The 13,977-nt window shown below is 71.0% G+C and carries 11 protein-coding genes; 9 read left to right on the forward strand and 2 right to left on the reverse strand.

What is annotated here, in order from left to right; translation table 11 throughout:
• Window positions 1-32: 32 nt before the first annotated feature.
• Together ACFY9V_RS09815 and ACFY9V_RS09820 are read right to left on the reverse strand one after the other, a co-directional pair.
• Window positions 33-1,190: an acyl-CoA dehydrogenase family protein gene (locus ACFY9V_RS09815; RefSeq protein WP_391160511.1), complete on the reverse strand. Its 1,158-nt coding sequence runs from the start codon at window positions 1,188-1,190 to the stop codon at window positions 33-35.
• Between the two features lie 67 nt (window positions 1,191-1,257).
• Window positions 1,258-1,878: a TetR/AcrR family transcriptional regulator gene (locus ACFY9V_RS09820; protein ID WP_355337000.1), complete on the reverse strand. Its 621-nt coding sequence runs from the start codon at window positions 1,876-1,878 to the stop codon at window positions 1,258-1,260.
• Between the two features lie 84 nt (window positions 1,879-1,962).
• Between ACFY9V_RS09820 and ACFY9V_RS09825 the strand changes: the two genes are divergently transcribed.
• The 9 genes from ACFY9V_RS09825 (at window position 1,963) to ACFY9V_RS09865 (ending at window position 13,830) form a co-directional block, all read left to right on the forward strand.
• Window positions 1,963-3,591 carry a carboxyl transferase domain-containing protein gene (locus ACFY9V_RS09825; RefSeq protein ID WP_391160513.1) on the forward strand — a complete coding sequence of 543 codons (1,629 nt, stop codon included), beginning with the start codon at window positions 1,963-1,965 and terminating at the stop codon, window positions 3,589-3,591.
• A 47-nt stretch (window positions 3,592-3,638) separates the two neighbouring features.
• Window positions 3,639-5,783: a biotin carboxylase N-terminal domain-containing protein gene (locus ACFY9V_RS09830; RefSeq protein WP_391160618.1), complete on the forward strand. Its 2,145-nt coding sequence runs from the start codon at window positions 3,639-3,641 to the stop codon at window positions 5,781-5,783.
• Window positions 5,784-5,884: 101 nt separating this feature from the next.
• Complete coding sequence (locus ACFY9V_RS09835) at window positions 5,885-6,823, forward strand: hydroxymethylglutaryl-CoA lyase (protein WP_355337226.1); 939 nt, start codon at window positions 5,885-5,887, stop codon at window positions 6,821-6,823.
• A 2-nt stretch (window positions 6,824-6,825) separates the two neighbouring features.
• On the forward strand, window positions 6,826-7,992 hold the full coding sequence (locus tag ACFY9V_RS09840) for an acyl-CoA dehydrogenase family protein (protein ID WP_355336996.1): 1,167 nt from the start codon (window positions 6,826-6,828) through the stop codon (window positions 7,990-7,992).
• 112 nt (window positions 7,993-8,104) lie between these two features.
• A complete protein-coding gene (locus ACFY9V_RS09845; protein ID WP_391160516.1) occupies window positions 8,105-9,553 on the forward strand; it encodes a pyridoxal-dependent decarboxylase in 1,449 nt (482 codons plus the stop codon).
• Complete coding sequence (locus ACFY9V_RS09850) at window positions 9,537-10,883, forward strand: SidA/IucD/PvdA family monooxygenase (protein WP_391160519.1); 1,347 nt, start codon at window positions 9,537-9,539, stop codon at window positions 10,881-10,883. Before ACFY9V_RS09845 ends, ACFY9V_RS09850 begins: the two co-directional genes overlap by 17 nt.
• Window positions 10,880-11,473 (forward strand): GNAT family N-acetyltransferase, encoded by a 594-nt coding sequence (locus tag ACFY9V_RS09855; protein ID WP_391160521.1) that lies wholly within the window; start codon window positions 10,880-10,882, stop codon window positions 11,471-11,473. Before ACFY9V_RS09850 ends, ACFY9V_RS09855 begins: the two co-directional genes overlap by 4 nt.
• Window positions 11,470-13,404 (forward strand): IucA/IucC family protein, encoded by a 1,935-nt coding sequence (locus tag ACFY9V_RS09860; protein ID WP_391160522.1) that lies wholly within the window; start codon window positions 11,470-11,472, stop codon window positions 13,402-13,404. The genes ACFY9V_RS09855 and ACFY9V_RS09860 overlap by 4 nt, the downstream gene beginning before the upstream one ends.
• Before the next feature lie 150 nt (window positions 13,405-13,554).
• Window positions 13,555-13,830, forward strand: a complete 276-nt coding sequence (locus tag ACFY9V_RS09865) for a hypothetical protein (RefSeq protein WP_188280294.1) — start codon at window positions 13,555-13,557, stop codon at window positions 13,828-13,830.
• The last annotated feature ends 147 nt before the right edge of the window (window positions 13,831-13,977 follow it).

A 13,977-nucleotide genomic window follows, 5' to 3' on the forward strand; every position in this document is an offset into this window, starting at 1 on the left:
GTCCGCCGGCTTTCTCACGGATGGGTCTACGGTCACAGGCCCATCGACTTGGCGATGATGGACTTCATGACCTCGCTCGTGCCGCCGTAGATCCGGTTGACGCGGTTGTCGGCGTACAGGCGGGCGATCGGGTACTCGTTCATGTAGCCGTAGCCGCCGTGGAGCTGGAGGCAGCGGTCGATGACGCGGGCGGCGACCTCGGTGCAGAAGAGCTTGGCGGAGGCGGCGTCCGCGGCCGACAGCTCCTTCTTGTCGTGCGCTTCGAGGGCGCGGTCGACGACGGCCTGCGCGGCGTCCACCTCGGCCTTGCAGGCGGCGAGTTCGAACTTGGTGTTCTGGAAGGACGCGACGGTCTGGCCGAAGACGGTCCGGTCCTGGACGTACGCCTGGGCGAAGCGGATCGCGGCGGCGGCCTGGGCGTACGCGCCGACGGCGATGCCCAGCCGCTCCTGCGGGAGATTCTGTCCGAGGTAGGAGAAGCCCTTGCCCTCCTCGCCGAGCAGGTCCTCGAGCGGGACCTTGACGTCGGAGAAGGAGAGTTCCGCGGTGTCGGAGGTGCGCAGGCCGAGCTTGTCGAGCTTGCGGCCGACCGCGTATCCGTCGGCCTTTGTGTCCACGACGAACAGGGAGATGCCCGCGCGGCGGTCCTCGGGCGTGGCGGGGGCGGTGCGGGCGCAGACGATGACGCGGTCGGCGTGGACGCCGCCGGTGATGAAGGTCTTGGCGCCGTTGAGCACGTAGTGCGTGCCGTCGGCGGAGAGCTTGGCCGTCGTCCTCATGCCCGCGAGGTCGGAGCCGGTGCCGGGTTCTGTCATGGCGATGGCGAACATCGTCTCGCCGCTGACGAAGCCGGGCAGCCAGCGCTTCTTCTGCTCGTCGGTGGCGTAGGCCATCACGTAGGGCAGGCAGAGGCCGACGTGGACCCCGCTGCCGCCGAAGCTGACGCCCGCGCGGGCGCACTCCTCGCTGATGACGGCCTGGAATTTGAAGCTGTGCTCGCCCGCGCCGCCGAACTCCTCGGGCACCTCGATGCCGAAGACGCCCAGCTCGCCGAGCTTGTAGTAGAAGTCGCGCGGGACCAGGCCAGCCGCCAGCCACTCGTCGTGGACGGGGACGACCTCGGCCTCGATGAAGGCACGTATCGTCTCGCGGAACGCTTCGTGGTCCTCGTTGAACACCGTACGACGCACAGCGCGCCTCCCATCCGCGACCGGGTCCGCTGCCGGGGCGGTCGACAATCGAGCATTAAGCAAGCGCTCAGTAAGTTACCCGCCAGTCGGCCGTGCTGTCCAGACCGTCCAGCGCGTCCAGCGCCCCGAGGGCGAGCCGGTGCAGCAGGGCCGCCATCGCGGTCCTGCCGGGCAGTCCGCCGCGCTCGCCGAGGTGCGGAGTGGAGTTGAGCAGACCGAAGACGGCGTGCACGGCCGCGCGCACCTCCAGCTCGGTGGCGCCCGGATGCACCAGCCGCACGACCGCGACCCACTCCTCGACGTACTGCCGCTGGAGCTGGCGGACCAGCTTGCGGTCGGAGTCGCGCAGCCGGTCCAGCTCGCGGTCGTGCAGCGTGATCAGCGGCCGGTCGTCGATCGCGAAGTCGATATGGCCGCGGACCAGCGCGTCCAGCGCCTCGACGGGCCCGGTCGCCTCGGCGACCCGCATCTTGCCCGCGGTCAGCAGCCGGCCGCTGATGCCCACCAGCAGCTCGGCGAGCATGGCGTCCTTGCCCGCGAAATGCCGGTAGAGACCCGGGCCGCTGATGCCGACCGCGGCGCCTATCTCGTCGACACCGACCCCGTGGAAGCCGCGCTCGGCGAAGAGCCGGGCGGCCTCTCGGAGAATCTGCTCGCGACGGTTCTCCGCCGTCTTCGTCGGGTTCATGAGATCGAGTCTAGACAACCGAGTTAGCGAGCGTTAACGTGGAGTCATCACGTTAACGCTCGCTAACATCCGGGGGGCCGAACCATGGCAGCACCCGCCCTGTCCAGCGCCGCAGATCCGGCGTCAGAGGCGTATCAGGCCAATGCACAGGCTCATGCCGCATTGACCGCGGACCTGCGCGACAAGCTGGCCGTCGCGCGGCTCGGCGGCGGCGAGAGAGCCCGCGCCCGCCACACCGCGCGCGGAAAGCTGCTGCCCAGAGACCGGGTGGACGGGCTGCTCGACCCCGGCTCGCCCTTCCTGGAGCTGGCGCCGCTGGCCGCGGACGGGATGTACGACGGGCAGGCACCGGCCGCCGGGGTGATCGCCGGGATCGGCCGCGTCGCGGGGCGTGAGGTCGTGGTCGTCGCCAATGACGCCACGGTCAAGGGCGGCACCTATTACCCGATGACGGTCAAGAAGCACCTGCGCGCCCAGGAGATCGCCCTGGACAACCGGCTGCCGTGCGTCTACCTGGTCGACTCCGGCGGCGCCTTCCTCCCCCGGCAGGACGAGGTCTTCCCCGACCGCGACCACTTCGGCCGGATCTTCTACAACCAGGCCACCATGTCCGCGCGCGGCATCCCGCAGATCGCCGCCGTCATGGGCTCGTGCACCGCGGGCGGCGCCTACGTCCCGGCGATGAGCGACGAGGCGGTGATCGTACGGAATCAGGGCACGATCTTCCTCGGCGGCCCGCCGCTGGTGAAGGCGGCCACCGGCGAGGTCGTCACCGCGGAGGAACTGGGCGGCGGCGAGGTGCACTCCCGGGTCTCCGGCGTCACCGACCACCTCGCCGAGGACGACGCCCACGCGCTGGACATCGTCCGCGACATCGTCGCCACCCTGCCCGCGCGCGGCGCCCCGCCGTGGACGGTACGGCCCGCGGAGCCGCCCGCCGTGGACCCGGCCGGGCTGACCGGCGCGGTACCGGTCGACTCCCGCACCCCGTACGACGTCCGCGAGGTCATCGCGCGGCTGGTGGACGGCAGCCGCTTCGCCGAGTTCAAGGCGGAGTACGGCACCACGCTGGTCACCGGCTTCGCCCACATCCAGGGCCATCCGGTCGGCATCGTGGCCAACAACGGCATCCTGTTCGCCGAATCCGCCCTCAAGGGCGCGCACTTCATCGAGCTGTGCGACCAGCGCGGCATCCCGCTGCTGTTCCTCCAGAACATCTCCGGCTTCATGGTCGGCCGCCAGTACGAGGCGGGCGGCATCGCCAAGCACGGCGCGAAGATGGTCACGGCGGTCGCCTGCGCGCGCGTGCCCAAGCTGACCGTGGTGATCGGCGGCTCCTACGGCGCGGGCAACTACTCGATGTGCGGCCGGGCCTACAGCCCGCGCTTCCTGTGGATGTGGCCCAACGCCAAGATCTCGGTGATGGGCGGCGAGCAGGCCGCGTCCGTGCTGGCCACCGTCAAGCGCGACCAGCTCGCCGCTGCGGGCGAGAAGTGGAGCGAGGAGGCGGAGGAGGCGTTCAAGGCCCCGGTCCGCGAGCAGTACGAGACGCAGGGCAACGCCTACTACGCCACCGCCAGGCTCTGGGACGACGGTGTGATCGACCCGCTGGAGACCCGTACCGTCCTCGGCCTGGCCCTCACCGCCTGCGCCAACGCCCCCCTTCCGACCGCCGATCCGGGTGCGCCCGGCTACGGCGTCTTCCGGATGTGAGGGGCGTGCCGACCATGAACACCGCAACCGCCGGGAGCGCGAGCCCCATGTTCGACACCGTCCTGGTCGCCAACCGCGGCGAGATCGCCGTCCGCGTGCTGCGGACCCTGCGGGAGCTGGGCGTCCGCTCGGCCGCCGTCTTCACCGACGCCGACGCCGACGCCCGGCACGTACGCGAGGCGGACACCGCGGTACGGATCGAGAACTATCTGTCGGCCGCCGAGCAGGTACGGGCGGCCGTCGAGGCGGGTGCCCAGGCGGTCCACCCCGGCTACGGCTTCCTGGCGGAGAACGCGGCCTTCGCCCGCGCCTGCGCCGAGGCGGGCCTGGTCTTCATCGGACCGCCCGCCGAGGCCATCGAGCTGATGGGCGACAAGATCCGCGCCAAGGAGACGGTCCGGGCCGCGGGCGTCCCGGTCGTGCCCGGCAGCACGGGCAGCGGGCTCACCGACGACCAACTGGCCGACGCGGCACGGGAGATCGGCCTGCCGGTGCTGCTCAAGCCCTCGGCGGGCGGCGGCGGCAAGGGCATGCGGCTGGTGCGCGACGAGGCACTGCTGGCCGAGGAGATCGCGGCGGCCCGGCGCGAGGCGCGCGGCTCCTTCGGCGACGACACGCTGCTGGTGGAGCGGTGGATCGACCGCCCGCGGCACATCGAGATCCAGGTCCTGGCCGACGGCCACGGCTCGGTGGTGCACCTCGGCGAGCGCGAGTGCTCGCTGCAACGACGGCACCAGAAGGTGATCGAGGAGGCCCCCTCGGTCCTGCTCGACGAGGCGACCCGGCAGGCGATGGGCGAGGCCGCGGTGCAGGCCGCCCGCTCCTGCGGCTACACGGGCGCGGGCACGGTGGAGTTCATCGTCCCCGGCGCCGACCCCGGCGCGTACTTCTTCATGGAGATGAACACCCGCCTCCAGGTGGAGCACCCGGTGACGGAGCTGGTCACCGGGCTCGACCTGGTCGAATGGCAGCTCCGGGTGGCGTGCGGCGAGCGGCTGGGCTTCGGACAACGGGCCATCGCCATGACCGGCCACGCCATGGAGGCGCGGATCTGCGCGGAGACCGCCAGAGCGGGCGACGGCCGGGTGGACTTCCTGCCGTCCGCGGGCACCGTCGTGGCGCTGGCCGAACCGACCGGCCCCGGAGTGCGCGTCGATTCGGGTCTCGCGGTCGGCACGGAGGTGGGCACCGCCTACGACCCGATGCTGGCCAAGGTGATCGCCTACGGCCCCGACCGGGCCACGGCGCTGCGACGGCTGCGGGCCGCGCTGGCGGACACCGTCGTGCTGGGCCTGGACACCAACACCGGTTTCCTGCGCAGGCTGCTGGCCCACCCGGCGGTGGTCGCGGGCGAGCTGGACACCGGGCTGATCGACCGGGACGCCGCCGAGCTGCTGCCGCCCGGCGTGCCGGACGAGGTGTACGCGGCGGCGGCGCTGCTGCGGCAGGCCGCGCTGGCCCCGGCCCCGGACGCGGGCGGCTGGACCGACCCCTTCTCGGTGCCGAGCGGCTGGCGGCTGGGCGGCGAGGCCGCCTGGACGGTGCACCACCTGCGGGTTCCCGGCCGGGAGCCGGTGACGGTACGGGTCCGCGACGGCCTGGTGCGGATCGGCGAAGGACCGGCCACGGCGGCCCGGTTGACGCTGGACGGACCGCGCGCGCTGCTCCACCGCGAGGGCACGGTGACCGCTTTCCGGCACGCGGGCGAGTGGCTGGGCCGGGACGGCGACGGCTGGTGGGTACGGGCGTACGACCCGGTGGCCGCGGCCCTGCGCGGCGCCGCGGGCGGGGGCGGGGGCGGCGCGCTGACCGCGCCGATGCCCGGCACGGTCACGGTGGTGAAGGTCGGCAAGGGGGACGAGGTCGTGGCGGGCCAGAGCCTGCTGGTGGTGGAGGCCATGAAGATGGAGCACGTGATCACCGCCCCGCACGACGGGACGGTGTCCGAGATCGACGTCACCGCGGGCAGCACCGTGGCGATGGACCAGGTGCTGGCGGTGGTCACCCCGTCGGCCGCGCAGGACCCGGCCGAGGCGGCAACACCCGCGGCAGCCGCCGGAACAGCGCCCGAGGCGCCCGCCGGACCGACCGCCGCGCGGACCACCGCATCCGACGCCGCGCGGACCACCGCACCCGCTGCCGGTCAGACCACCGCGCGGGCTTCCGCGCCGACTGCCGGGGAGGCGTCATGAGTGCCGCCGACCGGAGCCCGGCCGCGTCCGGGACACCCACCGGCGCCGCCGCGGGTACGACGACGGACGCGACCGGCGGCGCGCTGCCCTCCGGACTGCCGATGGCCGTACCCGCGGCCGGGCTGCCGACGGCCGTGCGGATCCACGAGGTCGGCGCGCGGGACGGATTGCAGAACGAGAAGGCGACCGTGCCGACCGCCGTGAAGGCGGAATTCGTGCACCGGCTCGCCGCGGCCGGGCTCGGCACGATCGAGGCGACCAGCTTCGTCCACCCCAAGTGGGTGCCCCAACTGGCCGACGCGGCCGAGCTGATGCCGCTGCTCGCGGACCTGGACCCGGCGGTGCGACTGCCGGTGCTGGTGCCGAACGAGCGGGGTCTGGAGCGGGCGCTGGAGCTGGGCGTCCGGGAGATCGCGGTCTTCGGCAGCGCCACCGAGTCCTTCGCGCGCGCCAACCTCAACCGGACGGTGGAGGAGTCGCTGGCGATGTTCGCCCCGGTGGTGACCAGGGCCAGGGACGCGGGCGCCACCGTCCGCGGCTATCTGTCGATGTGCTTCGGCGACCCCTGGGAGGGCCCGGTCCCGATCGGGCAGGTCGCCGCCGCGGCCCGGCGGCTGTACGAGCTGGGCTGCACCGAGCTGAGCCTCGGCGACACGATCGGGGTGGCGACGCCCGGCCATGTCACGGCGCTGCTGGACGAACTGACCGGCGGCTCCGGCGGCAACGGCGTCCCGGTCGACAAGCTCGCCGTGCACTTCCACGACACCTACGGCCAGGCGCTGTCCAACACGCTGGCCGCGCTCCAGCGGGGCGTCACCGTCGTGGACGCCTCCGCGGGCGGCCTCGGCGGCTGCCCGTACGCCAAGAGCGCCACCGGAAACCTCGCCACCGAAGACCTCGTCTGGATGCTGCACGGCCTCGGCATCCGCACCGGGGTCGATCTGGACCGCCTCAGCGCCACAAGCGTGTGGATGGCGGAGCACCTGGGACGGCCGAGCCCGTCCCGTACCGTCCGCGCCCTGACCCACCAGGAGCAGTAGCCATGTCGATCGACCACCGTCTGTCCGCCGAGTACGAGGAACTGCGCGCCACGGTCGCGGAGTTCGCCAAGGACGTGATCGCCCCGAAGATCGGCGAGTTCTACGAGCAGCAGGAGTTCCCGTACGAGATCGTGCGGGAGATGGGGCGGATGGGCCTGTTCGGGCTGCCGTTCCCCGAGGAGTACGGCGGGATGGGCGGCGACTACTTCGCGCTGTGCATCGCGCTGGAGGAGCTGGCCCGCGTGGACTCCTCGGTGGCGATCACCCTGGAGGCCGGGGTGTCGTTGGGCGCGATGCCGGTGTTCAGGTTCGGCACCGAGGAGCAGAAGCGCACTTGGCTGCCGAAGCTCTGCTCGGGCGAGATGCTGGGCGCGTTCGGGCTGACGGAGCCGGAGTGCGGTTCCGACGCGGGCGGCACCCGTACCACCGCGCGGCTGGACGAGGCGACCGACGAGTGGGTGATCAACGGCACCAAGTGCTTCATCACCAACTCGGGCACCGACATCACCGGGCTGGTCACGGTGACGGCGGTGACCGGCCGCAAGGACGACGGCAGGCCGCGGATCTCCTCGATCATCGTGCCGTCGGGGACGCCCGGCTTCACGGTGTCGAAGAAGTACAGCAAGGTCGGGTGGAACGCGTCGGACACCCGCGAGCTGTCCTTCGCCGACTGCCGGGTGCCCGCGGCGAATCTGCTGGGCGAGGAGGGCCGGGGCTACGCGCAGTTCCTGCGCATCCTGGACGAGGGGCGGATCGCGATCTCGGCCCTGTCCACCGGTCTGGCGCAGGGCTGTGTGGACGAGTCGCTGTCGTACGCCAAGACCCGGCACGCCTTCGGGCGTCCGATCGGTGACAACCAGGCGATCCAGTTCAAGATCGCGGACATGGAGATGCGGGCCCACACGGCGCGGCTGGCGTGGCGGGACGCGGCGTCGCGGCTGGTGCACGGCGACGAGTTCAAGAAGGAGGCGGCGCTGGCCAAGCTCTACTCCTCCGAGATCGCGGTCACCAACGCCCGTGAGGCCACGCAGATCCACGGCGGCTACGGCTTCATGAACGAATACCCGGTGGCCCGTATGTGGCGGGACTCCAAAATCCTGGAGATCGGCGAAGGCACCAGCGAGGTGCAGCGCATGCTGATCGCACGGGAGTTGGGGCTGGTGGGCTAGAACACCCGCCTGCGGGGAAGAGTGATCCCTGAGACAACTGGGACACAGGACCGTTGAAGCGGTGAGTTAGGTTAGGCTAACCTAACTCAGCCGCTCAACGAGAGGTCTGCCCATGCGCTCACACCTGCTCAACGACGCCACGACGGAGCACTATCTGCGCTCCGTCTCCCAGGGAGTCGAGCGGGTGGCGGCCACCCTCGCCGCGACCGACCGGCCTTTCACCGGTATCACCCCGGAAGCCCTCGCGCCCCGGATCGACGCGATCGACCTCGCCCAGCCGCTCGGCGACACCGCCGCCGCGCTGGACGAACTCGAAGCGGTCTATCTGCGCGACGCCGTCTACTTCCACCACCCCCGCTACCTCGCGCACCTCAACTGCCCGGTCGTCATACCGGCCGTCGCCGCCGAGGCCGTGCTCAGCGCCGTCAACTCCTCCCTCGACACCTGGGACCAGAGCGCCGGCGCTACCCTCATCGAGCGCCGCATGATCGACTGGACGGCCGAGCGCGCGGGCCTCGGCCCGGCGGCCGACGGCGTCTTCACCAGCGGCGGCACCCAGTCCAACCTCCAGGCGCTGCTGCTCGCCCGTGAGGAAGCCGTCACCCGCGGCGCCGCCTCCTCGCGGCTGCGCATCCTCGCCTCCGAGTGCGGCCACTTCAGCGTCCAGAAGTCCGCGAAGCTGCTCGGCCTCGGCGCCGACGCCGTCATCTCCGTCCCCTGCGACCAGAACAAGCGGATGCAGAGCCTCGCGCTCGCCCGCGAGTTGGACCGCTGCGCCCGCGAGGGCCTGACCCCGATGGCCGTCGTCGCCACCGCGGGCACCACCGACTTCGGCTCCATCGACCCGCTGCCCGCCATCGCCGACCTGTGCGAGCGCCACGGCGTGTGGCTGCACGTGGACGCCGCGTATGGCTGCGGCCTGCTGGTCTCCCCCACCCGCCGCCACCTGCTCGACGGCATCGAGCGCGCCGACTCGGTGACCGTCGACTACCACAAGTCCTTCTTCCAGCCCGTCAGTTCGAGCGCCCTCCTGGTCCGCGACCGCACCACGCTGCGGCACGCCACGTACTACGCGGACTACCTCAACCCGCGCCGCACTACCACCGAGCGCATCCCCAACCAGGTGGACAAGTCGCTCCAGACCACACGGCGGTTCGACGCCCTCAAGCTGTGGATGACGCTGCGCGTGATGGGCGCCGACGGCGTCGGCCAGCTCTTCGACGAGGTCGTGGACCTGGCCGCCGAGGGCTGGAAGCTGCTCGACGCCGACCCGCGCTTCGAAGTGGTCGCCCCGCCGACCCTGTCCACGCTGGTCTTCCGCTGGATCCCGGCCGCCGTCACCAGCCCGGCGCTGATCGACCGCGCCAACCTGCACGCCCGCAAGGCGCTGTTCGCCTCGGGCGAGGCCGTCGTGGCGGGCACGAAGGTACGCGGCAGCCACTACCTGAAGTTCACCCTGCTCAACCCGCGCACCACCCCCGCCGACATCGCCACCGTCCTCGACCTGCTCGCCGAGCACGCGGACCAGTACCTGGGAGACGCACTTGTCCACGCCTCGTGACCCGGACTCGGCATCCGAACCCGCCGCGCCGGAACCGGAGTTCGACTTCATCGCGATCGGCCTCGGCCCGTTCAATCTGGGCCTGGCCTGCCTGACCGAGCCGATCGACGACCTCAACGGCCTCTTCCTGGAGGCCAAACCGGACTTCGACTGGCACTCCGGCATGTTCCTGGAGGGCAGCACCCTCCAGACGCCGTTCATGTCGGACCTGGTGACCCTCGCCGACCCCACCTCGCCCTTCAGCTTCCTCAACTACCTCAAGGAATCGGGGCGGTTGTACTCCTTCTACATACGCGAGAGCTTCTATCCGCTGCGCGAGGAGTACAACGACTACTGCCGCTGGGCCGCGGCCCGCATCCCGTCGATCCGCTTCGGACAGACGGTCACCGAGGTGACCTACGAGGACGGCGCAACGTACGACGGCACACACGAGGGCACGCACGGCGGGACCTACGTCGTACGGACCGCGAGCGGCGCGGCGCACCGTACGCGCCGCCTGGTCCTCGGCACCGGCACACCGCCGTACGTCCCCGCCGCCTGCGAAGGGCTCGGCGGCGACCTCATCCACAACTCCCGCTATCTGGCGGCCAAGAGCGACCTCCAGCGCAAGCGCAGCATCACGATCGTCGGCAGCGGGCAGAGCGCCGCCGAGATCTACCACGACCTGCTCCAGGACATCGACGCGCACGGTTACGCGCTGAACTGGGTGACCCGCTCGCCGCGCTTCTTCCCGCTCGAATACACCAAGCTCACGCTGGAAATGACGTCGCCCGAATACGTCGACTACTTCCATTCCCTGCCGTCCCCGGTCCGCGACTCGCTCAACGTCTCGCAGAAGAACCTCTACAAGGGGATCAATTCGGAGCTGATCAATGACATCTTCGACCTGCTCTATCTGAAGAACCGGCGCGGCAAGGTCCCGACCCGGCTGCTCACCAACACCTCGCTCGACAGCGCGCGGTACGACGCCGACAGCGGCACGTACACCCTCGGGCTGTGCCAACGCGAGCAGGGCGGGGAGTTCACGATCGACACCGAGGGCCTGGTCCTCGCCACCGGCTACCGCTACCAGGTGCCGGAATTCCTCGCCCGCGTCCGGGACCGCATCCGCTGGGACGAGCAGGGCCGTTACGACGTCACCCGCGACTACGCCATCGACGTCACCGAGCGCGCGATCTACGTGCAGAACGCCGAACTGCACACGCACGGCTTCGTCTCCCCCGACCTCGGCATGGCGGCCTACCGCAACTCCCGCATCATCCGGGAGCTGCTCGGCCGCGAGCACTACCGCGTGGAAAAGGCCATCGCCTTCCAGGAGTTCACCGCATGAGCAGCACGAACAGCATGAGCGGCGCAAGCACCGCAAGCACCGCGCACAGCGCGGGCAGCACCGGCACAGACCTCGACTTCACCTTCCGCCCGGTCGACCCCCTCGCCGACGCCGACCTGCTGCACACCTGGGTGACGCACCCGAAAGCCGGTTTCTGGCTGATGGGCGACGCGAGCCGTTACGACGTCGAGCGCGCGTACACCGAGATCGCGCAGGCCCCGTACGAGGAGGCGTTCCTCGGCCTCCAGGACGGACGGCCCGTCTTCCTGATGGAACGGTACGACCCCGCGCGGGTCGAACTCGTCGGGCTCTACCCGGCGCGGCCCGGTGACGTCGGCATGCACTTCCTGGTCGCGCCCTGCGACACCCCCGTGCACGGCTTCACCCGCGCGGTGATCAGGGCGGTGATGGCCGAACTCTTCGCCGATCCCGCGACCCGCAGGGTGATCGTGGAGCCCGACGTCCGCAACACGGCGGTGCACGTACTCAACGAGACGGTCGGCTTCGAGATCATCGAGCGGATCAAGAAGCCGGAGAAGGACGCCTTCTTGAGCATCTGCACCCGCGAGCGCTTCGAGGCCACCCGATGACCGACGTCGACCACCTCACCCCGGAGCTGTGGGAGCGGGCCACCCGCCACCTGGTGGCCAAGGCCCTCGCCGAATTCGCCCACGAACGCCTGCTCACCCCGGAGCCCGCGAGCCAGGACGCCCAGCACGGCCAGCACGGCCAGGACCGTCAGCACGCCCCGGACGCCCGGCACGGTCAGAAGGACCACGACAGCTACCTCGTCCGCAGCGACGACGGCGCCACGACGTACCGTTTCGCCGCCCGCCGCCTGGCCCTCGACCACTGGCGGATCGACCCGGCGAGCGTCACCCGCCACCGGCAGGAGGCCGAACTCCCCCTCGACGCGCTCGACTTCATCACCGAACTGCGCACCACCCTCGCCATCAGCGACAGCGTCCTGCCGATCTACCTGGAGGAGATCAGCGCGACCCTCTCCGCCGCCGCCTTCAGGCTCGCCGCCCGCGACCGCGCGCCGGTGAGCGCGGCGGAGCTGACCCGCACCGGATTCCAGGCCATCGAGACCGGGATGACCGAGGGCCACCCCTGCTTCGTCGCCAACAGCGGCCGGCTCGGCTTCGGCGCGGACGACCACCCGCGGTACGCGCCCGAGGCCGCCTCCCCCGTCCGGCTGATCTGGCTGGCCGCGCGCCGCGACCGCACCACCTTCAGCGCGGGCGCGGGCATCGACTACGAGGACTTCCTCACCGCCGAACTGGGCCGGGAGCAGCTCCGGCGCTTCGCCGCCGCGCTGACCGGCCGGGGCCTCGACCCGGCCGCGTATCTGCTGATCCCGGTCCACCCCTGGCAGTGGTGGAACAAGCTCTCGGTCACCTTCGCGGGCGAGGTCGCCCGGCAGCACCTGGTCTGCCTCGGCCCCGGCGACGACGCGTATCTGGCGCAGCAGTCGGTCCGTACGTTCTTCAACACCACCGTCCCGACCAGGCACTATGTGAAGACGGCGCTGTCCGTCCTCAACATGGGCTTCATGCGCGGCCTGTCCGCCGCGTACATGGCGGCCACCCCTGCGATCAACGACTGGCTCGCCGAGCTGATCGCCGCCGACCCCACCTTCACCGCCGCCCGCTTCTCGATCATCCGCGAGCGGGCGGCGATCGGTTATCACCACCGGCAGTACGAGGCGGCCACGGCGTACGGCTCCCCGTACCGGAAGATGCTGGCCGCGCTGTGGCGGGAGAGCCCGGTCGCGGACCTGGAGCCGGGCCACCACCTGGCCACGATGGCGTCGCTGCTGCACACCGACGCCGACACGAGCACGGGTACGGGTACAGGCACGGGTACAGGTACGGACACAAGCACCGGCACCGGCACCGGCACCGACGCGGGCACCTCCTTCGCGGGCGCCCTCATCGCCCGCTCCGGCCTCCCCGCCGAGACCTGGCTGCGGCGCTACCTGGACGCGTATCTCGTCCCGGTGCTGCACAGCCTCTACGCCTACGGACTGGCCTTCATGCCGCACGGCGAGAACGTGATCCTGGTGTTGGACGAGACCGGGACGGTGCGGCGGGCGGTGTTCAAGGACATCGCGGAGGAGATCGTGATCATGGACCCGGAGACGCCGCTGCCGCCCGAGGTGGAGCGGATCAGGGCCGAGGTCCCGGAGGACGAGCGGGTGCTCGCCGTCTTCACCGATGTCTTCGACTGCTTCTTCCGCTTCCTCAGCGCGATCCTCCACACCGGGAAGATCCTGGACGAAACGGTGTTCTGGCGGACGGTCGCCGAGTGCGTCGCCGACTACCAGGCCGCCCACCCCGACCTCGCCGACCGGTTCAAGCGGTACGACCTCTTCGCGCCGGAATTCACCCTGTCCTGCCTCAACCGGCTCCAGCTCCGTGACAACCAGCAGATGATCGACCTCGCCGACCCGTCGGCCGCCCTCCAGTTCGCGGGCACCCTCCCCAACCCCCTGGCGGCCCACCGGCCGCACCCGTAACCGGGCCAACCGGGCCGACCGGGCCGTCCGCGCCCGCAGCAGTGCCGTCTTCGTCCGTAACGGCCGAATTTTCACCCCCTTGGCCGCTTTCCCTGCCCGAAATCGGGCAGGATTCTTGCAAAGCGCAGATGATCACATCAGTATCGATGGGTGCTCGAACGCCGGACGTCCTACGAGGACCTGATCGACCACCTGGTGCGCTCCACGCCGCTGCACCGCGGCGAGGCGAGCCGGGTGGTGCTGGACGTGCTGGCGTACTTCGACGAGACGACGGAGGAGTTCGTCCGCAGGAGACACCGCGAACTCCAGGCCAAGGGCCTGGTCAACGCGGACATCTTCGAGCGGATCGCCGAGGAGCTGCCGCACCGCGCGGTGGCCCCCTCGGCCCTCTCGCAGCGCCAGCTCCGCCGCATCGTCTACGGCTGAGCGACCGAGCGACCGAGCCGACAATGCGGTCGAGCGGCTGAGTGGCTGAGCGGCTGAGCGGCTGAGCGGCCGAGCGGCCGAGCGGCCGAGCACCGTCGGCCACCGGGACAGGGCACCCGGGGGCCGAAAAGAACAGAACAGAACACG

This window comes from Streptomyces sp. NPDC008317 (assembly GCF_042955955.1).
GTDB lineage: Bacteria > Actinomycetota > Actinomycetes > Streptomycetales > Streptomycetaceae > Actinacidiphila.

Excerpts from the sequence above, each read along its gene's own strand:
- ACFY9V_RS09820 (WP_355337000.1), bottom strand. The coding sequence starts at position 1,878 with ATGAACCCGACGAAGACGGCGGAGAACCGTCGCGAGCAGATTCTCCGA.
- ACFY9V_RS09825 (WP_391160513.1), top strand. The coding sequence starts at position 1,963 with ATGGCAGCACCCGCCCTGTCCAGCGCCGCAGATCCGGCGTCAGAGGCG.
- ACFY9V_RS09830 (WP_391160618.1), top strand. The coding sequence starts at position 3,639 with ATGTTCGACACCGTCCTGGTCGCCAACCGCGGCGAGATCGCCGTCCGC.
- ACFY9V_RS09835 (WP_355337226.1), top strand. The coding sequence starts at position 5,885 with ATGGCCGTACCCGCGGCCGGGCTGCCGACGGCCGTGCGGATCCACGAG.
- ACFY9V_RS09840 (WP_355336996.1), top strand. The coding sequence starts at position 6,826 with ATGTCGATCGACCACCGTCTGTCCGCCGAGTACGAGGAACTGCGCGCC.
- ACFY9V_RS09845 (WP_391160516.1), top strand. The coding sequence starts at position 8,105 with ATGCGCTCACACCTGCTCAACGACGCCACGACGGAGCACTATCTGCGC.
- ACFY9V_RS09855 (WP_391160521.1), top strand. The coding sequence starts at position 10,880 with ATGAGCAGCACGAACAGCATGAGCGGCGCAAGCACCGCAAGCACCGCG.
- ACFY9V_RS09860 (WP_391160522.1), top strand. The coding sequence starts at position 11,470 with ATGACCGACGTCGACCACCTCACCCCGGAGCTGTGGGAGCGGGCCACC.